This is a genomic window from Polaromonas sp. CF318 (assembly GCF_000282655.1).
Classification (GTDB): domain Bacteria; phylum Pseudomonadota; class Gammaproteobacteria; order Burkholderiales; family Burkholderiaceae_C; genus Polaromonas.
Genome location: NZ_AKIV01000039.1, coordinates 101,818 through 122,946 on the forward strand (window position 1 = coordinate 101,818; position 21,129 = coordinate 122,946).

17 protein-coding genes are annotated in these 21,129 nt (G+C 65.3%); all 17 read left to right on the top strand.

Going from position 1 to position 21,129, the window contains the following annotated elements:
* Positions 1-138 precede the first annotated feature (138 nt).
* The 17 genes from PMI15_RS05280 (at position 139) to ftsA (ending at position 21,002) form a co-directional block, all read left to right on the top strand.
* On the top strand, positions 139-1,200 hold the full coding sequence (locus PMI15_RS05280; RefSeq protein ID WP_007864763.1) for a GTP-binding protein: 1,062 nt from the start codon (positions 139-141) through the stop codon (positions 1,198-1,200).
* A 345-nt stretch (positions 1,201-1,545) separates the two neighbouring features.
* On the top strand, positions 1,546-2,595 hold the full coding sequence (gene dksA / locus PMI15_RS24300) for an RNA polymerase-binding protein DksA (protein WP_007864765.1): 1,050 nt from the start codon (positions 1,546-1,548) through the stop codon (positions 2,593-2,595).
* A gap of 39 nt (positions 2,596-2,634) precedes the next feature.
* Complete coding sequence (locus PMI15_RS05290) at positions 2,635-4,503, top strand: STAS domain-containing protein (protein WP_007864766.1); 1,869 nt, start codon at positions 2,635-2,637, stop codon at positions 4,501-4,503.
* Between the two features lie 433 nt (positions 4,504-4,936).
* Positions 4,937-5,365 carry a division/cell wall cluster transcriptional repressor MraZ gene (gene mraZ, locus PMI15_RS05295; protein ID WP_036837564.1) on the top strand — a complete coding sequence of 143 codons (429 nt, stop codon included), beginning with the start codon at positions 4,937-4,939 and terminating at the stop codon, positions 5,363-5,365.
* 9 nt (positions 5,366-5,374) lie between these two features.
* Positions 5,375-6,292 carry a 16S rRNA (cytosine(1402)-N(4))-methyltransferase RsmH gene (rsmH, locus tag PMI15_RS05300; RefSeq protein ID WP_007864771.1) on the top strand — a complete coding sequence of 306 codons (918 nt, stop codon included), beginning with the start codon at positions 5,375-5,377 and terminating at the stop codon, positions 6,290-6,292.
* A 16-nt stretch (positions 6,293-6,308) separates the two neighbouring features.
* Entirely contained in the window at positions 6,309-6,635 is a 327-nt protein-coding gene (gene ftsL, locus PMI15_RS05305; RefSeq protein ID WP_007864773.1) for a cell division protein FtsL, read from the top strand.
* On the top strand, positions 6,632-8,365 hold the full coding sequence (locus tag PMI15_RS05310; RefSeq protein ID WP_007864776.1) for a penicillin-binding protein 2: 1,734 nt from the start codon (positions 6,632-6,634) through the stop codon (positions 8,363-8,365). The genes ftsL and PMI15_RS05310 overlap by 4 nt, the downstream gene beginning before the upstream one ends.
* The gene (locus tag PMI15_RS05315) at positions 8,362-9,855 is read left to right on the top strand and encodes a UDP-N-acetylmuramoyl-L-alanyl-D-glutamate--2,6-diaminopimelate ligase (RefSeq protein ID WP_007864777.1); all 1,494 of its coding nucleotides are present in this window, start codon (positions 8,362-8,364) and stop codon (positions 9,853-9,855) included. The genes PMI15_RS05310 and PMI15_RS05315 overlap by 4 nt, the downstream gene beginning before the upstream one ends.
* The gene (gene murF / locus PMI15_RS05320) at positions 9,852-11,252 is read left to right on the top strand and encodes a UDP-N-acetylmuramoyl-tripeptide--D-alanyl-D-alanine ligase (protein ID WP_007864779.1); all 1,401 of its coding nucleotides are present in this window, start codon (positions 9,852-9,854) and stop codon (positions 11,250-11,252) included. Before PMI15_RS05315 ends, murF begins: the two co-directional genes overlap by 4 nt.
* Complete coding sequence (gene mraY / locus PMI15_RS05325; RefSeq protein WP_007864781.1) at positions 11,242-12,420, top strand: phospho-N-acetylmuramoyl-pentapeptide-transferase; 1,179 nt, start codon at positions 11,242-11,244, stop codon at positions 12,418-12,420. The genes murF and mraY overlap by 11 nt, the downstream gene beginning before the upstream one ends.
* Positions 12,421-12,426: 6 nt before the next feature.
* Entirely contained in the window at positions 12,427-14,256 is a 1,830-nt protein-coding gene (murD, locus tag PMI15_RS05330) for a UDP-N-acetylmuramoyl-L-alanine--D-glutamate ligase (RefSeq protein ID WP_007864783.1), read from the top strand.
* Positions 14,253-15,509 (top strand): putative lipid II flippase FtsW, encoded by a 1,257-nt coding sequence (gene ftsW / locus PMI15_RS05335; protein ID WP_007864784.1) that lies wholly within the window; start codon positions 14,253-14,255, stop codon positions 15,507-15,509. Before murD ends, ftsW begins: the two co-directional genes overlap by 4 nt.
* Entirely contained in the window at positions 15,506-16,588 is a 1,083-nt protein-coding gene (gene murG, locus PMI15_RS05340) for an undecaprenyldiphospho-muramoylpentapeptide beta-N-acetylglucosaminyltransferase (protein ID WP_007864785.1), read from the top strand. Before ftsW ends, murG begins: the two co-directional genes overlap by 4 nt.
* Positions 16,585-17,994, top strand: a complete 1,410-nt coding sequence (gene murC, locus PMI15_RS05345) for a UDP-N-acetylmuramate--L-alanine ligase (protein ID WP_007864788.1) — start codon at positions 16,585-16,587, stop codon at positions 17,992-17,994. Before murG ends, murC begins: the two co-directional genes overlap by 4 nt.
* A complete protein-coding gene (locus PMI15_RS05350) occupies positions 17,991-18,968 on the top strand; it encodes a D-alanine--D-alanine ligase (RefSeq protein WP_007864791.1) in 978 nt (325 codons plus the stop codon). Before murC ends, PMI15_RS05350 begins: the two co-directional genes overlap by 4 nt.
* 14 nt (positions 18,969-18,982) lie before the next feature.
* Positions 18,983-19,768 carry a cell division protein FtsQ/DivIB gene (locus PMI15_RS05355; protein ID WP_007864794.1) on the top strand — a complete coding sequence of 262 codons (786 nt, stop codon included), beginning with the start codon at positions 18,983-18,985 and terminating at the stop codon, positions 19,766-19,768.
* A gap of 4 nt (positions 19,769-19,772) precedes the next feature.
* Positions 19,773-21,002, top strand: a complete 1,230-nt coding sequence (gene ftsA, locus PMI15_RS05360; RefSeq protein ID WP_007864797.1) for a cell division protein FtsA — start codon at positions 19,773-19,775, stop codon at positions 21,000-21,002.
* The last annotated feature ends 127 nt before the right edge of the window (positions 21,003-21,129 follow it).

A 21,129-nucleotide genomic window follows, 5' to 3' on the forward strand; every position in this document is an offset into this window, starting at 1 on the left:
CGTCTGTATAAAGTAACTGTTGGCCGAGGTGGTATTCACCAGAGCCCATAGCCGGGCTTGAACCCGCCGCTAAACTCCCCAGCTTGGGTTCTCGCGGCCCGCCCGCATTCCTGCAACCCCCGTTTTTAGGTAGATACCATGAGCTTGATCCCCGTCACCATCCTCACCGGCTTTCTGGGCTCCGGCAAGACCACGCTGCTCAAGCGCGTGCTGACCGAGGCGCACGGCCAGAAGATCGCCGTCATCGAGAATGAATTCGGCGAGGAAAACATCGACAACGACATCCTGGTCAACGACACCACGGAAAACATCATCCAGATGAACAACGGCTGCATCTGCTGCTCGATCCGCGAGGACTTGCGGGAGACGCTGCAGTTGCTGGCCGCCAAGAAACGCAAGGGTCTGCTCGACTTCGACCGCGTGGTGATAGAAACCACGGGCCTGGCCGATCCCGGCCCGGTGGCCCAGACCTTTTTCATGGACGAGGAAGTCGCCGAGCAGTACCTGCTGGATTCCATCCTGACCCTGGTGGACGCCAAGCACGCCGCCGGCCAGCTCAATGATCGCCAGGAGGCGCGCCGCCAGGTCGGTTTCGCCGACCAGATCTTCATCAGCAAATCGGACCTGGTGGCCAAGGACGAAGTCGACGCGTTGATGCACCGGCTCAAGCACATGAACCCGCGCGCCCCGCAGACCGCCGTGCATTTCGGCGAAGTGGCGATCAAGGACGTGTTCGACCTGCGCGGCTTCAACCTTAATGCCAAGCTGGACATCGACCCCGATTTCCTCAAGGAAGACGAGCACGCCGGCCACGACCACGACCATGAACACGGCGAGCATTGCGACCACCCCTCCCATGCCCATGACGGGCATGAGGGCCACGGCCACCATCACCACCATGACGACGACGTCAAAAGTTTTGTCTTCCGCTCCGACAAGGCCTTCAGTCCGGCCAAGCTCGAGGACTTCCTGGGTGCGGTGGTCAATATCTACGGCCCCCGCATGCTGCGCTACAAGGGCGTGCTGAACATGGAAGGCACCGACCGCAAGGTGATTTTCCAGGGTGTGCACCAGCTCATGGGCAGCGACCTGGGCCCCGCCTGGGCCGAGGGCGAGAAGAAAAACAGCAAGATGGTGTTCATCGGCATAGACCTGCCCAAAGATATTTTTGTGCAGGGCCTGGAGCAATGCCTGGTTTGAGGTAGGCTGTCCGCCTGTAGCCTAATAAAAGGCGGAGGGCTTCATGTTTGTCTCGATTCTCCAACGATTTGTTTTTTGGGTGTCACAGGGCGCTGGCGAGCCGCTACAATCGCGCGCCGACCAAAATACCCGAAATATCGAATCGGGAGGCCAGTCAGGTATAAAACCGGTTAAAAAGCGGGTTGAGGGCCGCTATTTAGCGGTTTTCAGGACTGGCGGGCGGCAGACAAACCAGGAAATCTGGCTACAGCTAGGGTTGGATTGCCGCACAGCGGCAGTCTGGCCAGGAAGCCGCCGCAGAGGCCTCAGGGCCGTTCCAAGGCTGCTTTCCAGAGGAGACACATTGTGAAAGCCCCAGCGAAGAAGACCAAGACACCCGCCAAGGCTGCAGCCAAACCGGCCGCCAAGACAGCCGTGAAAGCCAAGCCGGCGCCCAAAGCCGCCGCCAAGGCCGTGAAAAAAGTTGCCAAGCCTGTCGCCAAAGCCAAGCCGGCGCCCAAACCCGCCGCGAAAAAGGCCGTCAAGCCGGCGCCCAAGGCTGCAGCTCCCAAAAAACCTGCCGCAGCCGTCAAGAAAACCGCCGCCAAGCCTGTGCCTCCCAAGGCCAAGGCCGTCGCCAAACCCGCAAAGCCAGTGCTCAAATCCCCACCGAAACCCGCCGCAAAACCGGCTGCCAAACCCCCTGTGGTGAAAGCTGCCGCAAAACCCGCGGCCAAGCCAGCTGTGGTTGCCGTCGCGCCAGCGCCGGCTCCCGCTCCCGTGGTGTCCGGGCTCATGGCTCCGCCGCCCCTGAAACCCGGGCGGCGCAGTTCGGCCCGGGTCGCCACCCAATCACCCCCTCCCGCACCCATGGTGCCAACCCATGCGCCCGACGCAGCCAAAGCCAGTTACTCCACAATGACCGAACGCGTGATCGCGCCGCCACCCCAGGCGGCGGCCAAAAAAGACCCCAAGCTTGCCAACAACTGGAAGACCAAATCCGCCGAGCAGCTGACGGACGACGAAGTCAAGGCCATGCCCGACTCCGAGTACATGAACGAAAAGCAGCTGGCTTTCTTCCGCCACAAGCTGTCGGTGCTCAAGCAGGACATCCACAACAGCGCCGGCGAAACCACCGAACACCTGCGTGAAGACACCGTCGTGGTGCCCGATCCGGCCGACCGCGCCACCATCGAGGAAGAACACGCCCTTGAGTTGCGCACCCGCGACCGTGAGCGCAAACTGCTCAAGAAAATCGAGCAATCGATTGCCCGCATCGACTCCGGCGACTACGGCTACTGCGACGAGACCGGCGAGCCCATCGGTGTGGGCCGGCTGATCGCCCGCCCCACGGCGAATCTGTCCCTGGAAGCCCAGCAGCGCCGGGAGCTCAAGCAAAAAATGTTTGGCGATTGACGCCAGGCTGCCGTTGATGTTTATTTGAGTCGTTCTGCCATGTCCAAAGAAGATACCGCTTCAGGCCTGCTGTCCAAGATGGTGAAGTTCGTCCGGAATCCGGCCACGAACTGGGCCGACCTGGACGCGGCAGCAACGGACAGGGACGAAGCCATGAGCAAGCAGTTGCTCAAGGAAATGATAGAGCGCAAGCGGCAGAACGATTTTGTGCGCAAACGCGAATTCGACATGCTGCGCAAGATGCGCAAGCGCGAGGCCATGGTGGGCGTGGGCCAGGATCCGACCGGGCGGCCCTCCTTCTTCCAGAGCAGCATGCCGTCCAAGCCGGACGACAGGGCCACCACGCTCAAGAAGATCGACGAGATCGAAGCGCAGATGTCCATGCAGTGGTGGAAAACCAAGAATGGCGGGATTCCCGACAGCACCCCTCCGCATGCCTCGCCCACGGGCGCCAGGAATCCCTCGGTGCAAGCGCCGCTGCTGGACAACGCCTTGCCAACCGCCTACCGGGCCACGGCCCCGGCGGGCCTGCAAACCCCGGGCTTTAAAAAACCCGAGCCAACGGAGGCCGCGCCGCTGGACGCCTCGCCCACCGCGCCCGACTCCTTGTCCATCGCACTTGCGGAAGCGCGTGCCGGCGGTGCGCCGGCGGCCAGACCTCCCGCTCCAAGCTCCGTTCCTGCCCCCGCCGCTCCCGCGCCCGTTGGTTTGCCCGGTGGGCTGGCGGGGATCAGCGCTCGCAGCGACGACGGTAGCTCCGGTTTTTCGCATTCCAAATTCAGCGCCGTCGATGTCGATGAAGGGGTCGAGCATGACGCCGAACTCGAAGAAGCGGCCATCCGCTTTGCCAACGGTGACGACGCAGGGGCCGAAGCCGGCCTGCTCGAAATCCTGGCTCCTAACGGTTCGCGCGCCGGCCATGCCGATACCTGGCTGACGCTGTTCGACCTGTACCGCGCCACGGCCCAGCAAGACAAGTTTGAAACGGCCGCCATCCAGTTCGTCGAGCGCTTTGACCGGTCGGCGCCTCAGTGGTTTTCCATGCCCGACATGGTGAAAAAACTCACCGAACCGGCGGGCAGTAAGGCCAGCAACGGTCCCGCTGCCGACTGGGTATGCCCTTCAACGCTGGGCATACAGACGGTGGCCACGCTCAAGGCGGCCATGGCCAAGGCGCCCATGCCGTGGCGGCTGGACTGGAAAAACCTCAAGACCATTGAGGCCGCCGCGGTGGAGCCGCTGTACAAGGTTTTCAGCAGCTGGGCAGCCCAGCCCGTCCAGTTGCGCTTCATGGGCGACGCGCAGCTGCAGAAGGTGTTGCAGGACGCCACGCCCTCGGGCAGCCGCGACACGGTCCAGACCTGGTGGCTTTTGCGCATGGAGGCGCTGCGTGTCACGCACCGGCCCGACGACTTTGAACTCGCGGCGCTCGACTTCTGCGTCACCTATGAGGTCTCTCCGCCGGCCTGGGACAGCGCGCGCTGCGAGTACAAGCCCATAGACGCCCAGGGCGGCGTTTTGAGCAGCCAGGCCATCATCGGCGACGTCTACCGCGATTCGGTGTCCTCCAGCCTCAGCGCCATCGAGGGCGATACCCAGATGGATGCGCCGAGTTCGCAGATGAGCAATCTGCTGTCGGTAGAGCTGTCCGGGCAGGTGCAGGGCGACGCCATCGCGGTGCTCGACAAGCTCGAGGCCAAGCTGATGGGCGCGGACATGATGCTGATCTCCTGCTCCAAGCTGATCCGCGTGGATTTTTCCGCGGCGGGGACGCTGCTGAACTGGGTGTCGGCCCGCGAAGCCGAGAACCGCGCCGTGCAGTTTTCCGACGTCAACCGCCTCGTGGCCGCTTTCTTCAATGTGATCGGCATCACCGAGCACGCCAGGGTCATGGTCCGCGTCGACTGACGCAGTCCACCCAGTCTGGGGCCCCTGCGCAGGGGCTGTTCAACCGGCTTTTACGGCCTGAGCCACCGGCGGCGGGCGTACCGTTGCCCGGACATTGCCTCTTTCACCCCTGATGGCGCGCTTCGCGCCGTGTTTTTTGCGCTTGCGTGCGGCCGCCGCATCCTGATGCAGCCCCGAAAAAGGGAAATAGTCCCGCTTTGCGCACGGCTGCCTCCGCCTGGAGACTTTTGCCTTAAAGCAATACTTTCATTGCATCGGCTAAGTGCTTAATTTAGAACACTTTTTAATTTTGGCGTCGCATCCAAAGACGCTTCTAAGTCCTTGATTTCATTGAAAAAAATTGTTTCAAATCCCTTGTTTGCAAATGGTTTCCTGCTAAAGTGGGAAGAAGTGCAATTTAGTGGTGAAAAGTGTTTTCCAAAGGTTTGTAGCAGTGTTTCAAGGTGCCTCATCGTTAGCTCTCGATACCAAGGGTCGGCTCTCCGTGCCGACCCGGCATCGTGACGTGCTGAGCGCCACCGCTTCAAGTCAGCTCACCATCACCAAACATCCGCACGGCTGCCTCATGATTTTCCCTCGCAACGAGTGGGAAAAATTCCGCGAGCGCATCGCCTCGCTGCCGATGCAGGCACAGTGGTGGAAGCGAATCTTTCTCGGCAACGCCATGGACGTGGACATGGACGCCACCGGCCGCGTGCTGGTGTCGCCCGAATTGCGCGCGGCGGCGGGCATCAGCAAGGACACGGTGCTGCTGGGCATGGGCAGCTACTTCGAGCTCTGGGATGCCGCCACCTACGCGGCCCAGGAGGCCGAGCAGATGAAGGGCGAAATGCCCGATGTCTTCAGAGACTTTTCGTTCTGAAAGAAGACGGTGAACGGCACATGGATACACCGTACCGTCCTGTTGAACGAAGCCATAGCGGCGCTTCTTGTCAACCCGGACGGCCACTACGTCGACGCGACCTTCGGGCGCGGCGGCCATTCGCGGCTGTTGCTGTCGCAACTCTCGCCCCAAGGGCGGCTCACCGCCTTCGACAAAGACCTCGACGCCATCGCCGAGGCGCAGACCATCACCGACCCGCGCTTTTCCATCCGCCACGAGGGTTTCATGCAACTAGGCCAGCTGCCCGCCGCCAGCGCGGACGGCGTGCTGATGGACCTGGGCGTGAGCTCGCCGCAGATCGACAACCCGGTGCGCGGATTTTCGTTTCGGCAGGAGGGGCCGCTGGACATGCGCATGGACACCACGCGTGGCCAGAGCGTAGCCGAGTGGCTGGCGGATGCATCCATAGAAACCATGGCGGAGGTGATTCGTGAATATGGCGAAGAACGGTTTGCTCAACAGATTGCAAAGGCGATTGATCGTCGCCGACAGGAACGGGGCCCTCTTCGAACCACCGCTGAGCTGGCCGAAGTCGTGGCTGGCGCGGTCAAAACCCGCGAGCCGGGCAAGGACCCTGCAACGCGCACATTTCAGGCTCTTCGGATTTTCATCAACGCCGAGCTTGAAGAGCTGCAACAGGCGCTAGCCGCGTCGCTGAAAGTTCTCCGACCGGGAGGCCGTCTGGTGGTGATCAGTTTTCATTCGCTCGAAGACCGCATCGTCAAGCAGTTCATCGCCGCGCATTCGCGCGAGGTGTTCGACCGCCGCGCGCCTTTCGCCGAACCCAAGGCCATGCAGCTCAAGGCCCTGGGCCGCACCAAGCCCAGCGAGCAAGAGGTGGAAGGCAACCCGCGCTCGCGCAGCGCCGTGATGCGCGTTGCCGAACGCACCGAGGTGGCCGCATGAAGGCCGGAGCACAGTCATGGCCAGGCTGAACCTCGTGCTGCTCCTGGCCGTGCTGGCCAGCGCGCTTTACCTCGTGCGCACCCAGTACGAGTCGCGCCGACTCTATGTCGAGCTTGAGAAAGCGACGGCCGAGGCGCGGAAAATCGAAATGGACAACGAGCGCCTGCAGGTGGAAAAGCGCGCCCAGGCCACGCCCCTGAAGGTCGAGAAGCTGGCCAAGGAGCGCCTGCAGATGCGCACGGTGACACCGGCCATCACCCAGTACGTGACCTACAAGGACGCTCCGCCCACTGCGGCCACTGCGGCCACTGCCGCTTCCGCACCGGAAGGCGCCAAGCCATGAGCCGCAGCGTGCTTTATTCGTCCAGCCCCTTGCTGGCCAGCAAGACGCCGGTCTGGCGCAGCAAGTTCATCGTGGCCGGCATCGCGCTGGCCTTTGCCGGGCTGGCCGGCCGGGCGGCCTACATCCAGATTTTCGGCAATGAGTTCTTCCAGAAGCAGGGCGAGGTGCGCTTTGCCCGCACGCTGGAGCTGCCCGCCAACCGCGGCCGCATCCTGGACCGCAACGGCCTGATCCTCGCGTCCAGCGTGCCGGCCTCCAGCATCTGGGCCATTCCCGAGGACGTGCAGGCCAGCAAGGCGCAACTTGCCGAGCTGGCCACGCTGCTGGAAATGCCGCTGGCCGATCTCAACAAGAAGCTGGGCGATGAGGACAAGACTTTTGTTTGGCTCAAGCGCCAGGTCGACGAGCCGGTGGCGCAAAAAATCCATGCGATAGGCATCAAGGGCATTTACCAGCGCAAGGAGTACAAGCGCCAGTATCCCGAAGGCGAAACCACGGCCCACGTGGTGGGCTTTACCAATGTCGAAGACCGCGGCCAGGAGGGCATCGAGCTGGCCTTCAACAAGGACCTGGCGGGCAAGGCCGGTTCGCGCCGCGTGATCAAGGACCGCCTGGGCCGCGTCGTCGAGGACGTCGGTGAGCAGATGCCACCCGTCGAAGGCAAGGACATCCAGCTGAGCATAGACAGCAAGGTGCAGTTCTTCGCCTACCAGAAGCTGCGCGACGCGGTCATCGCGCGCAAGGCCAAGGCCGGCAGCGTTGTTGTGCTGGACTCCACCACCGGTGAAGTGCTGGCGCTGGTGAACTATCCTAGTTACGTGCCCGACAGGCGAAAAAACCTGACCGGCGAGCAGTTGCGCAACCGGGCCCTCACCGACACCTTTGAACCCGGCTCCACGATGAAGCCGATCACGGTGGCCATGGCGCTGGAGGCCGGGCGCATCAAGCCGCAAACCATCATCGAAACCGGTCCCGGCCGCTACAACCTGGGCGGCTTCACCATCAGCGACACCCACAACTACGGGACGCTGACGGTTGAAGGCGTCATCCAGAAATCCAGCAACGTCGGGGCGCTGAAGATCGCCCAGAAGATGAGCCCGCAGGAAATGTGGGAAACCTATATGGCGCTGGGGTATGGGCAAAAACCGCAGATCCAGTTTCCCGGTGCAGTCACGGGGCGTGTGCGGCCCTGGAAAACCTGGCGTCCCGTCGAGCAGGCGACCATGGCCTACGGCTATGGATTGTCGGCCTCGCTGTTCCAGATGGCGCATTCCTACACCGCTTTCGCGCATGACGGCCAGATCATTCCCGTCACCATGCTCAAGAGCAGCGAGCCCGCGGTGGGTGTGCAGGTTTTCTCCGCGGCGAACGCGCATGCCGTTCGCCGCATGCTGCAGATGGCCGCCGCTCCCGGCGGCACCGGCCCGCTGGCGCAAACCGTGGGCTATTCGGTGGGGGGCAAGTCGGGAACGGCGCACAAGCAGGTCGGCAAAGGTTATGCCACCAACAAATACCGCGCCTGGTTCACCGGCATGGCGCCCATAGAGGCCCCGCGCATCATCGTCGGCGTGATGATCGACGAGCCCAGCGATGGCAACTACTTCGGCGGCGTGGCCGCCGCGCCTGTTTTCAGCGAGGTCGTGCAGCAGACTCTGCGCATGATGGGCGTGCAGCCCGACATGAGCGTCAAGCCGCAAATCACCACCCAGGCCGTGGAGGAGTCGTTTTGAGCACGCAGCTCCACACCCCTGAGCAGGCCGCCGGCTGGTTGCGCGAGCGCGTGACGGGCAGCTTGCGCACGGACAGCCGCAAGCTCGCCAAGGGCGACGGCTTTATCGCCTGGCCAGGCGCGGCGACCGACGGGCGCAAGTTTGTGGGCGCAGCGCTGGGCGCGGGCGCCACGGCCTGTCTGGTCGAACAGGACGGCGCGTCCGCTTATGGCTTCGAGGACGAAAAAGTCGCGGAATATGCCGGCCTCAAGGCCGCCACCGGCCCCATCGCCGCGGCTTACTTCAACCAGCCCAGCCGGCAGCTGCGCATTTGCGCCGTCACCGGCACCAACGGCAAAACCTCGACCGCCTGGTGGCTGGCGCAGGCCCTGGGCCGGCTGGGACGCAAATGCGGCCTCATCGGCACGCTGGGCACGGGCGAGCCCGGCGCCATGGTTTCCAACGGCCTGACCACGCCCGATCCGGTGCTGCTGCAGCAGGAGTTGCGGCGTTTCGCCGACCAGGGTTTTGCCGCCTGCGCGCTGGAGGCTTCCTCCATAGGCGTGGTCGAGCACCGCCTGGACGCGACCGCCATCGAGGTCGCCATCTTCACCAACTTCACGCAGGACCATCTCGACTACCACGCGTCGATGCAGGCCTACTGGGAGGCCAAGGCCGCGTTGTTCGGCTGGCCCGGCCTGAAGGCGGCGGTCATCAACATCGACGACGCCAAGGGCGATGAGCTCAAGGATTCCCTGGCCGGCAGCGGCCTTGATATCTGGACGGTCTCCTGCACGGAGCCGGCCCGCCTGCAGGCACGCGAGATAACGCACGGCAGCGACGGCCTGAGCTTTGAAGTGGCCGAGGGCGCCGAAAGCCACAGGCTGGCCACGCGACTGGTGGGGCAGTACAACGTGTCCAACCTGCTGGGCGTGTTGGGAGCCTTGCGCGCCATGGGGGTGCCGCTGGCCGACGCGGTGAAGGCCTGCACCGACCTGCTGCCCGTGCCCGGCCGCACCGAGACCCTGGCCGTACCGGGCCGGCCGCTGGTGGTCATCGATTACGCCCATACACCCGACGCGCTGGAAAAAGTGCTGCTTGCGCTGCGGCCGGCGGCGGCGCGCCGCGGCGGCCAGCTCTGGTGCGTGTTCGGCTGCGGCGGCGATCGCGACGCCACCAAGCGCCCGCTGATGGCGGCCGTGGCCGAAAAAAATGCCGACCAGGTGGTGGTCACCAGCGACAATCCGCGCAGCGAGAATCCGCTGGCCATCATCTGCCAGGTGCTGCTGGGCCTGAGCCACCGCGACGCCGTGCATGTGCAGGCCGACCGGGCGGCGGCCATCACGCACGCCTTGAGCCTGGCCGGTCCTGACGACGTGGTGCTGCTGGCGGGCAAGGGCCACGAAAGTTTCCAGGAAATCGGCGGCGTGAAGCTTCCTTTCTCCGACCGTGAACATGCGCAGGCGGCGCTCGATGCCCTGGCCGCGGCGCTGCAAGGAGGCCGGCCATGATGCGCCTGCAGCAAGCCCTGGATTGGCTGCCCGGTGCCCGGCTGGTGGGCGATGCCGGCGTGCAGGCCTTGCGCGTCAACACCGACACCCGCAGCCTGCAGGCCGGCGACCTGTTTGTGGCGCTCAAGGGCGAGCGTTTCGACGCGCATGACTTCCTCGCCCAGGCCAAGGCGCAAGGCGCCATCGCGGCGATTGCCCACCATGGGCTGGCAGAGGCCGGCCTGCCGGGGCTTGAAGTGGCCGACACGCGCCTGGCGCTGGGGCAACTGGCGGCTGGTTGGCGCTCGCAGTTCCGCCTGCCGCTGGTGGCGGTCACCGGCAGCAACGGCAAGACCACCGTCACGCAGATGATCGCCTCGATACTGCGCGCCTGGAAAGCCGACAAGGCCTTCGCCACCGAAGGCAACCTCAACAACGACATCGGCGTGCCGCTCACGCTGTTGCGCCTGTCGGCCGCGCACGAGGCGGGCGTGGTCGAGCTCGGCATGAACCATCCCGGCGAGATCGCCTACCTGGCCGAACTCAGCAAGCCCACCGTCGCGCTGGTCAACAATGCCCAGCGCGAACACCTGGAATTCATGGCCACGGTGGAAGCGGTGGCGCGCGAAAACGGTTCGGTGTTCCAGTCGCTGGACGCGGCCGGCACGGCGGTCTTTCCGGCGGACGACGAATACACCCCGCTGTGGCGCGAGCTCGTGGGCAAGCGCAAGGTGCTGACCTTCGCGCTCTCGGGCCCGGCCGACGTCACCGGCAGCGCGCAATGGGCGGACGGCTGCTGGAAGGTGGCCGCCGCCACGCCGGCAGGCGCGGCGGAATTTTCGCTGCACATCGCCGGCCGGCACAACGTCAAGAACGCGCTGGCCGCCACGGCCTGCGCGCTGGCGGCCGGTGTGCCCCTGGCCGCCATCCGCGCGGGCCTTTCGGCCTTTGTGCCGGTCAAGGGCCGTTCACGCGCCATTGCCGTGGCCTTGCCGGGCCGGGTGCTGACGCTGGTCGACGACAGCTACAACGCCAATCCCGATTCCATGCGCGCCGCGCTGGAGGTCCTGGCCGAGCTGCCCGGCCCGCGCCTGATGGTGATGGGCGACATGGGCGAGGTCGGCGACCAGGGGCCGCAGTTCCACGACGAGGCCGGGCGCCATGCGCGCGCGCTGGGCATTGAAAAACTGTTCACCCTGGGCGAGCAGTCGAAGCAGGCCGCGGCCGCTTTCGGCGGCGCGCAGGTTTTCGGCGGCATGGACGAACTCTCCGACGCCGTGCTGGCAGCACTTCCGAACACCGGCAGCGTGCTGGTCAAGGGCTCGCGCTTCATGAAGATGGAGCGTGTGGTCCAGGCCATCACGGCCCACGCAGATCAAACACATTATCAAAACAAGGGAGGGCCCCATGCTGCTTAGCCTGGCCCAGTGGCTCCAGTCGATTTCGCCCGAGTTCGGGTTCTTCAGGGTGTTCCAGTACCTGACCTTCCGCGCCGTCATGGCCGCGCTCACGGCGCTGCTGATAGGCCTGCTCGCCGGTCCCTTTGTGATCCGGCGCCTGGTGTCGCTCAAGATCGGCCAGCCCATACGCCAGTACGCGATGCAGACGCATTTGAGCAAGAGCGGCACGCCCACCATGGGCGGCGTGCTGATCCTGCTGGCCATAGGCATCTCCACATTGTTGTGGTTCGACCTGTCCAACCGCTTTGTCTGGATCGTCCTCATCGTCACGCTGGGCTTTGGCGCCATCGGCTGGGCGGACGACTGGCGCAAAGTGGTGCTCAAGGACCCGGAAGGCATGCGCTCGCGCGAGAAATACCTGTGGCAGTCCCTGATCGGCCTGGTCGCGGCGCTGTACCTGGTGTTCAGCATTTCCGAGAGCTCCAACATGCGCGTGCTCGAGCTGTTCTTCAGCTGGGTGCAGTCGGGCTTTGACGTGAACCTGCCGCCCAAGGCCGGCCTGCTGGTGCCCTTTGTCAAGGAAATCAGCTACCCGCTGGGCGTTTTTGGTTTTGTGATCCTGACCTACCTGGTGATCGTGGGTTCCAGCAACGCCGTCAACCTGACCGACGGCCTGGACGGCCTGGCCATCATGCCGGTGGTCATGGTGGGCTCGGCGCTGGGCGTCTTCGCCTATGTCACCGGCAGCTCGGTCTATTCCAAGTACCTGTTCTTCCCGCACATCCCCGGTTCGGGCGAACTGCTGATCTTCTGCTCGGCCATGGCCGGCGCCGGCCTGGCCTTCCTGTGGTTCAACACGCATCCGGCCCAGGTCTTCATGGGCGACGTGGGCGCGCTGGCCCTGGGCGCCGCGCTGGGCACCATCGCCGTCATCGTGCGACAGGAAATCGTGCTGGCCATCATGGGCGGCATCTTCGTCGTGGAGGCGCTCTCCGTGATGATGCAGGTGACCTGGTTCAAGTACACCAAGAAACGCTACGGCGAAGGCCGGCGCATCCTCAAGATGGCGCCGCTGCACCATCATTTCGAGAAAAGTGGCTGGAAAGAAACCCAGGTGGTGGTCCGTTTCTGGATCATCACCATGCTGCTGTGTCTCATCGGCCTCTCCACCTTGAAGCTCAGGTAAACAGGCATGCGGCATTTACAAGACCAAACCGTATTGATCCTGGGCCTGGGTGCGTCCGGCTTGGCCATGGCGCGCTGGTGCGTGCGCCATGGGGCGCATGTGACGGTCGCCGACACACGCGAGGCGCCCCCCCTGCTGGCCACGCTGCGCGAGGAATTGCCCGGCGTCTCTTTTGTTGGCGGCGCCTTCACACCCGAGCTGGTGCAGGGCACGGCCGTGCGCGCCGTCTACCGCTCGCCCGGCCTGGCGCCCGCGACCATCGCCCCCGTGGCCGACGCCGCGCGCGCCATGGGCCTGCCTGTGGGCGGTGAGCTGGATCTGTTTGCGCGGGCTTTGGCGGATTTGCGCGAGCCGCCGGCCGCCGAGGCTGCTGAACCGGCGGAGGCATCCGCCGAATCGCCTGTATCACCTGATGTGCCAGCCGAAGCGCCCCAGCCTGATGCACCCGATGCGCCTGCCATGCCCGAAGCGGCCGAGGTGGTTGACGAAAGCCCCCCGCCTGTCGAGGCTCCCGAGGTAGCGGATACGCCTGAAGGCGAGGGCGCCCCGGCGGCAGAGGCTTCGGGCGACATACATGAAGCCAGCGTAGCGCTTGCCGCGGACGCCGCACCGGCTTCCGACGAAGCCGGTGAAGAATCGGCGCTGCCCGCGTTGCTGGCATTGGCCCAGGTCGAGCCCGAGCCGGGCTACCGGCCGGCGGTGCTGGCCATCACCGGCACCAACGGCAAGACCACCGTGACTTCGCTGCTGGGCCAGCTGGTACAGCGCGCCGGCAAAACCGTGGCCGTGGCGGGCAATATAGGCCCGACGCTGCTGGACACTCTCTCGGCCCACATGGATGCGCAAACCCTGCCGCAGGTCTGGGTGCTGGAGCTGTCCAGCTTCCAGCTGGCCGATGTGCAGGGCTTCGAGCCGACGGCCGCCGTGGTGCTCAACATCACGCAGGACCACCTCGACTGGCACGGCGACATGGACGCTTACGTCGCGGCCAAAGCCAAGGTGTTCGGCAACAGCACCTTCATGCTGCTCAACCGCGACGACGCGCGCGTGATGGCCATGCTGCCGCCGCCGGTCAAGGTGCGCCTGAAAGCGCCGCAGCTGCGCCCCCATGCCACCTTCGGCGCCGGCGAGCCGCAGCGGCCCGGCGACTACGGCATCGAAACCGTCAACGGCATGACCTGGCTGGTGCGCGCCGCCGAGGCCGACGAAACCATCAAACGCCGCAAGGACGAAGAGGTGGAGCTGCACGTGCAGCGCCTGATGCCCATCGAGGCCCTGCGCATACGCGGGCGGCATAACGCCACCAACGCCCTGGCGGCGCTGGGCCTGGCCGTGGCCGCGGGCTGCACCCTGGCGCCCATGCTGCACGGCCTGCGCGAATACCGCGGCGAGCCGCACCGCGTGGAATCGGTGGCCGTCGTCAAGGACGTCGAGTACTTCGACGACAGCAAGGGCACCAATGTGGGCGCCACCGTGGCGGCGCTGACGGGGCTGGGCCTGGAGCGCAAGCTGGTGCTCATCCTGGGCGGCGAAGGCAAGGGCCAGGATTTCTCGCCGCTGGCCGACCCGGTGCAGCGCCATGTGCGGGCCGTGGTGCTGATAGGGCGCGATGCGCCCCTGATCAAGGAAGTGCTGCCGCGCAACATCCCGACGTTCGACGCCGCGTCGATGGAGGAAGCCGTCACCCTGGCGGCGCAGCAGGCCCAGACCGGCGACGCCGTGCTGATGTCGCCGGCCTGTGCCAGCTTCGACATGTTTGACAACTACGAGCACCGCGCGCGCGTCTTTTGCGATGCGGTGCAGGCGTTGGCCCGCGACCAGGGGGAGGTGCTGTGACGGCTGCCGCGCGCATCTCGGGCTGGTTCTCCGGTTTCGGCAAGGCCGCGGCCGACGTGCTGCCGGTGCGGCTGGGCGGGCAAAGCCTGTCGCGCACGCTGGCGGCGCCGCCCGTGCGCATGGCCGGCTTTGACCAGGCGCTGCTCTGGGTCACGGTGGCCCTGCTGATGTGGGGCCTGGTCATGGTGTATTCGGCTTCCGTGGCCATGCCCGACAACCCCAAGTTCGCGCGCTATGCCCACACCCATTTTGTGGTGCGCCACATGCTGTCGCTGGCCGTTGCCTTCATCGCCGCCGTGCTGGCCTTCCAGGTGCCGCTCGCGACCTGGGAGAAGCTCGCGCCCTGGCTGTTCGTGGTCTCCCTGCTGCTGCTGATCCTGGTGCTGGTGCCTTTCATCGGCAAGGGCGTCAACGGTGCCCGCCGCTGGATCTCGCTGGGCATCATGAATTTCCAGCCCTCGGAACTCGCGAAGTTCGCGGTACTGCTTTATGCGGCCGACTACATGGTGCGCAAGATGGAAGTCAAGGAGCGCTTCTTCCGCGCCGTCATGCCCATGGCGATTGCCATCGCCATCGTCGGCCTGCTGCTGCTGGCCGAGCCCGACATGGGCGCCTTCATGGTGATTTCCGTCATCGCCATGGGCATCCTGTTCCTGGGCGGCGTCAATGCGCGCATGTTTTTTGTCATCGCGGCCGTGGTGGTGGTGGCCTTCAGCCTGATGGTGATGCTCAGCGAATGGCGGCGTGAGCGGATTTTTGCCTACCTCGATCCCTGGAGCGACAAATATTCCATGGGCAAGGGCTACCAGCTCTCGCATTCGCTGATCGCTTTCGGACGCGGCGAGATCTTCGGCGTGGGCCTGGGCGGCAGCATTGAAAAGTTGCACTGGCTGCCCGAGGCGCACACCGACTTCCTGATGGCCGTGATCGGCGAGGAGTTTGGCTTGGCTGGAGTGCTGACGGTGATAGGCCTTTTCATGTGGATGACGCGCCGCATCATGCACATAGGCCGCCAGTCGATCGCGCTGGACCGCCTCTTCGCCGGCCTGGTGGCGCAGGGCGTGGGCATCTGGATGGGTTTCCAGACCTTCATCAACATCGGCGTGAACCTGGGCGCCTTGCCGACCAAGGGCTTGACGCTGCCCTTGATGAGTTACGGCGGCTCGGCCATCTTGATGAACCTGGTCGCACTGGCGGTGGTGCTGCGGATTGACTACGAGAATCGCACCTTGATGAGAGGGGGGCGCGCATGAGCAAGCAGCACTGCGCCCTGGTCATGGCCGGCGGGACCGGCGGCCACATCTTCCCGGGCCTGGCCGTGGCCGAGGCCCTGCGTGAGCGTGGCTGGCGCGTGCACTGGCTGGGCGGCCTGGGCAGCGCAAGCCGTCCCAGCATGGAAAGCCAGCTGGTGCCGCCGCGCGGCTTTGCGTTCGAGCACATCGATTTTTCCGGCGTGCGCGGCAAGGGCCCGGCGACGCTGGTGTTGCTGCCGCTGCGCCTGCTCAAGGCCTTCTGGCAAAGCATACAGGTGGTACGCCGCGTCAAGCCCGACGTGGTGGTGGGTCTGGGCGGCTACATCAGTTTCCCGGCCGGCATGATGAGCGTGCTGCTGGGCAAGCCGCTGGTGCTGCATGAGCAGAATTCGGTCGCCGGCATGGTCAACAAGGTGCTGGCCGGCGTGGCCGACCGCGTGTTCACGGCTTTTCCCAATGTGTTCCGCAAGGGTGAATGGATAGGCAACCCGTTGCGGCCGGCCTTCACGCGCCAGCCCGGCCCGGTCCAGCGATTTGCCGACCGGGGCGGCCCGCTCAAGCTGCTGGTGGTGGGCGGCAGCCTGGGCGCGCGCGGGTTGAATGAACTCGTGCCCAAGGCGCTGGCGCTGATTCCCGCCGGCGAGCGCCCGCAGGTCACGCACCAGAGCGGCGCCCAGCAGATCGACGAGCTGCGCGCCAATTACGCAGCCGCGGGCGTGCAGGCCGAGCTCACGCCTTTTATTGAAGACACCGCGCAGGCTTTTGCCGATGCCGACCTCATCATCTGCCGCGCCGGCGCCAGCACGGTGACCGAGATCGCGGCCGTGGGCGCGGCCGCGATCTTTGTGCCTTTCCCGGCCGCCGTTGACGACCACCAGACCGCCAATGCGAAGTTCCTGGTGGACCAGGGTGGCGGCTGGCTGATCCAGCAGCGCGACCTGACGGCCGACAAGCTGGCCAACATTCTCAAGACCACCGCGCGCTACACCCTTCTGGAGCGCGCGATACAGGCCAAGACCATGCAAAAAACCGATGCCACCGCCCGCGTGGTGGCCGCCTGCGAGGAGTTGGCGAAATGAAGCACGCCATCAAGAACATTCACTTCATAGGCCTGGGCGGCGCCGGCATGTCCGGCATTGCCGAGGTGCTGCACAACCTCGGTTATGCCATCTCCGGTTCCGACCTGTCGGACAGCGCCACCTTGCAGCGCCTGGCAAAACTCGGCATCAAGACTTTTGTCGGCCATGCGGCGGGCAACCTCGCCATGGTCGACGCGGTGGTGACTTCCACCGCGGTGCAGCCTGACAACCCCGAGGTGCTGGCGGCGCGTGAAAAACGCATTCCCGTGGTGCCGCGCGCGCTGATGCTGGCCGAGCTGATGCGCCTCAAGCAGGGCATCGCCATCGCCGGAACGCACGGCAAGACCACCACCACCAGCCTGGTGGCCAGCGTGCTGGCCGAAGGCGGCCTGGACCCGACCTTTGTGATCGGCGGCCGGCTCAACAGCGCGGGCGCCAACGCCAAGCTCGGCTCGGGCGACTACATCGTGGTCGAGGCCGACGAATCGGACGCTTCCTTCCTGAACCTGCTGCCCGTGATGGCCGTCGTCACCAACATCGATGCCGACCACATGGAGACTTACGGCCACGACTTCGGCAACCTCAAAAAGGCCTTTGTCGACTTCCTGCACCGCATGCCTTTTTACGGCACGGCCATCCTGTGCACCGACGACCCCGCCGTGCGCGACATCGTGCCCCAGGTTTCCTGCCCCATCACCAGCTACGGCTTCGGCGAGGACGCGCAGGTGCGCGCCGTCAACGTGCGGGCTGTGGGCGCGCAAATGCATTTCACGGCGCAGCGGCGCAACGGCGTGACCCTGCCCGACCTGGAGGTGGTGCTCAACCTGGCCGGCGAACACAATGTGCTCAATGCGCTGTCGGCGATCGCCATCGCGGTCGAACTCAACGTGCCCGACGCGGCGGTGCAAAAAGCGCTGGCCGATTTCCGCGGCGTGGGCCGGCGCTTCCAGAGCTACGGCGACATGCCGGCCAAGGCCGGCGGGCAGTTCACCGTGATCGAGGACTACGGCCACCACCCGGTCGAGATGGCCGCGACGCTTGCCGCCGCGCGCGGCGCCTTTCCGGGCCGCCGCCTGGTGCTGGCTTTCCAGCCGCACCGCTACACGCGCACGCGCGACTGCTTTGAGGACTTCGTCAAGGTCATAGGCCAGGCTGACGCCGTGCTGCTGTCCGAGGTCTATGCCGCCGGCGAGCCGCCCATCGTCGCGGCCGACGGCCGGTCGCTGGCGCGCGCGCTCCGCGTGGCCGGCAAGGTCGAGCCTGTTTTTGTGGACGAGATCGAGGCCATGCCACAGGCGATTGTGGACAACGCCCTGGGCGGTGACGTGGTGATGTGCATGGGTGCCGGCTCCATAGGCCAGGTGCCCGCCAGGGTGGCTGAGATGCTGGAAGGACTGCGGGCATGAAACAGAACTCCCCCAATTTCGGCAAGGTCGCCGTCCTGATGGGCGGCCAGTCGGCCGAACGCGAAGTCTCGCTGATGTCGGGCAGCGGCGTGCTCAAGGCGCTGCGTTCGCGCGGTGTGGATGCCCATGCCTTCGACCCGGCGGAGCGCGACCTCTCCGAGCTCAAGAAGGACGGCTTTGAGCGCTGCTTCATCGCCTTGCACGGCCGCTTCGGCGAAGACGGCACGGTACAGGGTGCGCTGGAGCTGCTGGGTATTCCCTATACCGGTTCGGGCGTCATGGCCTCCAGCATGGCCATCGACAAGGTCATGACCAAGCGCGTGATGATTTCCGAAGGGCTGCCGACGCCCCAGTACCGTTTGCTGCGCCGCGGCGCCTACGGCGCGGCCGACATCGCCGCCGTGCCCGATGCGCTCGGGCTGCCGCTCATCGTCAAGCCCGCGCGCGAGGGTTCTTCCATAGGCCTGACCAAGGTCACCAGCCGGGACGGCATGGCCGAGGCCGTGGCGCAGGCCGAAAAACTCGATGCCGATGTGCTGTGCGAGCAGTTCATCAGCGGCGACGAAGTGACCTGCCCGGTCCTGGGCACCGGTGCCGGCGCGCATGCGCTGCCGGTGATACGCATCGTCGCGCCGGACGGCAACTACGACTACCAGAACAAGTATTTCACCGACACCACGCAATACCTGGTGCCCTGCGGGCTCCCGGAGGGCGAAGAGGCCGTCATCCAGCAGCTGGTGCTGGACGCTTTCCGCATCCTCAACTGCCGCGGCTGGGCGCGTGCCGACGTGATGATAGACAAGGCCACGCGCAAGCCCTACCTGCTGGAGATCAACACCTCGCCCGGCATGACCGGCCACTCGCTGGTGCCCATGTCCGCGCGCGCGGCCGGCATCTCTTACGAAGACCTGTGCGTTGAGGTGCTCAAGACCGCCACGCTGGACCACCAGAAACAGGGGGGAGGCGCCATTTGAAGCGCAGAACGCCTATGCCCATCGCCATGCCGCTGGACGTCAAGCTCATGAACACCTTTTCGGTGGTCCTGGGCCTGGCGTTTGCCGCCATGGTCGTGGCCCTGGGCGTCGCCTGGGTGTTGCGCCAGTCGCTGTTCAGCCTCAGCGCAATCCGTGTGCAGGGCGATTTGATACACAACAACGCGGTCACGCTGCGTGCCAACGTGGCGCCGCGGCTGGCCGGCAATTTTTTCACGGTGGACCTGGCCGCCACGCGCGCGGTGTTCGAATCCGTGCCCTGGGTGCGGCGGGCGCTGGTGCAGCGCGAATTCCCGAACCGCCTGAAGGTGGTGCTGCAGGAGCACAAGCCGGTGGCCTTCTGGGGCGCCGAAGGCGACGCGCGGCTGGTCAACAATTTTGGCGAGGTGTTTGAAGCCAACCAGGGCGACGTGGAGGCGGAAGACTTGCCGCTGCTGAGCGGCCCGCCCGGGCAGGCGCCCTTGGTGCTGCAGGCCTACCAGACGCTGGGGCCGCTGTTCGACGAGACGGACGCCACGCTGGAGCAGTTGCAGCTCAGCGGCCAGGGCAGTTGGCGCGCGCAGCTCGACAGCGGCGCCGTGATCGAACTCGGCCACGGCTCGCTGCCGGAAATCGAGGCGCGTACGCGCCGCTTTATCGCCACGGTGACGCAGGCGTCGTCGCGCTATGGAAGGGACCTGGAGTCCGCCGACCTGCGCTACGCCAACGGTTATGCGATCAGGCTCAGGGGGGTGACCACGGGCAACCCCGCCGACAAAGAAGACGGAAAGAAAAAAAGGTAAACATATGGCCAAGGAATACAAGGATCTGGTGGTTGGGCTGGACATCGGCACCAGCAAGGTCATGGCCGTGGTGGCCGAGGTCATGCCGGGCGGCGAGCTCAAGCTCGCGGGTCTGGGCATCGCGTCCAGCAACGGCTTGAAGCGCGGCGTGGTGGTCAATATCGACGCCACGGTGCAGAGCATCCAGCAAGCCCTCAAGGAGGCCGAGCTGATGGCCGACTGCAAGATCGCCCGCGTCTATACCGGCATCACGGGCAGCCACATACGCGGCATCAACTCCAGCGGGATGGTGGCGGTCAAGGACAAGGAGGTCACCCAGGCCGACGTGGCGCGCGTGATCGAGACGGCCAAGGCCATCAACATCTCGACCGACCAGCGCCTGCTGCTGGTCGAGCCGCAGGAGTTCGTCATCGACGGCCAGGACGTGCGCGAGCCCATAGGCATGAGCGGCATACGCCTGGAGGCCAAGGTGCACATCGTGACCGGCGCGCAGAGCGCGGCCGAGAACATCATCAAGTGCGTGCGGCGCTGCGGCCTGGAGGTGGACCAGCTGATGCTCAATCCGCTGGCCTCCAGCCTGGCGGTGCTTACGCAGGACGAGCAGGAACTCGGCGTGGCGCTGGTCGACATAGGCGCGGGCACCACCGACGTCGCCATCTTCACCGGCGGCGCCATCCGGCACACCGCGGTGATCCCGATCGCCGGCGACCTGATCACCAGCGACATCGCCATGGCGCTGCGCACGCCCACCAAGGACGCCGAGGACATCAAGGTGGAAAGCGGCTACGCCAAGCAGCTGCTGGCCGACCCCGACACCCAGGTGGAAGTCCCGGGCCTGGGCGACCGCGGCCCGCGCATGCTGAGCAAGCAGGCGCTGGCCGGCGTCATCGAGCCGCGCATCGAGGAAATCTTCTCGCTGGTCCAGCAGGTGATACGCGAGTCGGGCTATGAAGAGGTGCTGTCGTCCGGCATCGTCATCACCGGCGGCAGCGCCGTCATGCCCGGGATGGTGGAGCTCGGCGAGGACATTTTCCTCAAGCCGGTGCGGCGCGGCATACCGCGCTACTCCAGCGCGCTGTCCGACATGGTGGCGCAGGCGCGGGCCTCCACCGTCATGGGCTTGCTCGAAGAAGCCAGGCTGGCCCGCATGCGCGGTTACAAGGTATCGCAGAAGGCGGGCAGCGTGCACAACGCATTCGGCCGCGTCAAAGACTGGTTTGTGGGGAACTTCTGACCATGAAAACCTATTCCACTTTTATCGGCAGGCCTTCACGTTGCATGCACTCGGGCGGAGCGGATCCCCCTGCGTGAGACAGCCGTGTCAACCATAAATACAAATTTCCAATTATTGGCAACTGCAG

What these genes read in the sequence shown, in the direction of transcription:
- PMI15_RS05280 (WP_007864763.1), top strand. Translation starts at nt 139, where the DNA reads ATGAGCTTGATCCCCGTCACCATCCTCACCGGCTTTCTGGGCTCCGGC.
- PMI15_RS05290 (WP_007864766.1), top strand. Translation starts at nt 2,635, where the DNA reads ATGTCCAAAGAAGATACCGCTTCAGGCCTGCTGTCCAAGATGGTGAAG.
- ftsL (WP_007864773.1), top strand. Translation starts at nt 6,309, where the DNA reads ATGGCCAGGCTGAACCTCGTGCTGCTCCTGGCCGTGCTGGCCAGCGCG.
- PMI15_RS05310 (WP_007864776.1), top strand. Translation starts at nt 6,632, where the DNA reads ATGAGCCGCAGCGTGCTTTATTCGTCCAGCCCCTTGCTGGCCAGCAAG.
- murF (WP_007864779.1), top strand. Translation starts at nt 9,852, where the DNA reads ATGATGCGCCTGCAGCAAGCCCTGGATTGGCTGCCCGGTGCCCGGCTG.
- mraY (WP_007864781.1), top strand. Translation starts at nt 11,242, where the DNA reads ATGCTGCTTAGCCTGGCCCAGTGGCTCCAGTCGATTTCGCCCGAGTTC.
- murD (WP_007864783.1), top strand. Translation starts at nt 12,427, where the DNA reads ATGCGGCATTTACAAGACCAAACCGTATTGATCCTGGGCCTGGGTGCG.
- murG (WP_007864785.1), top strand. Translation starts at nt 15,506, where the DNA reads ATGAGCAAGCAGCACTGCGCCCTGGTCATGGCCGGCGGGACCGGCGGC.
- murC (WP_007864788.1), top strand. Translation starts at nt 16,585, where the DNA reads ATGAAGCACGCCATCAAGAACATTCACTTCATAGGCCTGGGCGGCGCC.
- PMI15_RS05350 (WP_007864791.1), top strand. Translation starts at nt 17,991, where the DNA reads ATGAAACAGAACTCCCCCAATTTCGGCAAGGTCGCCGTCCTGATGGGC.
- PMI15_RS05355 (WP_007864794.1), top strand. Translation starts at nt 18,983, where the DNA reads ATGCCCATCGCCATGCCGCTGGACGTCAAGCTCATGAACACCTTTTCG.
- ftsA (WP_007864797.1), top strand. Translation starts at nt 19,773, where the DNA reads ATGGCCAAGGAATACAAGGATCTGGTGGTTGGGCTGGACATCGGCACC.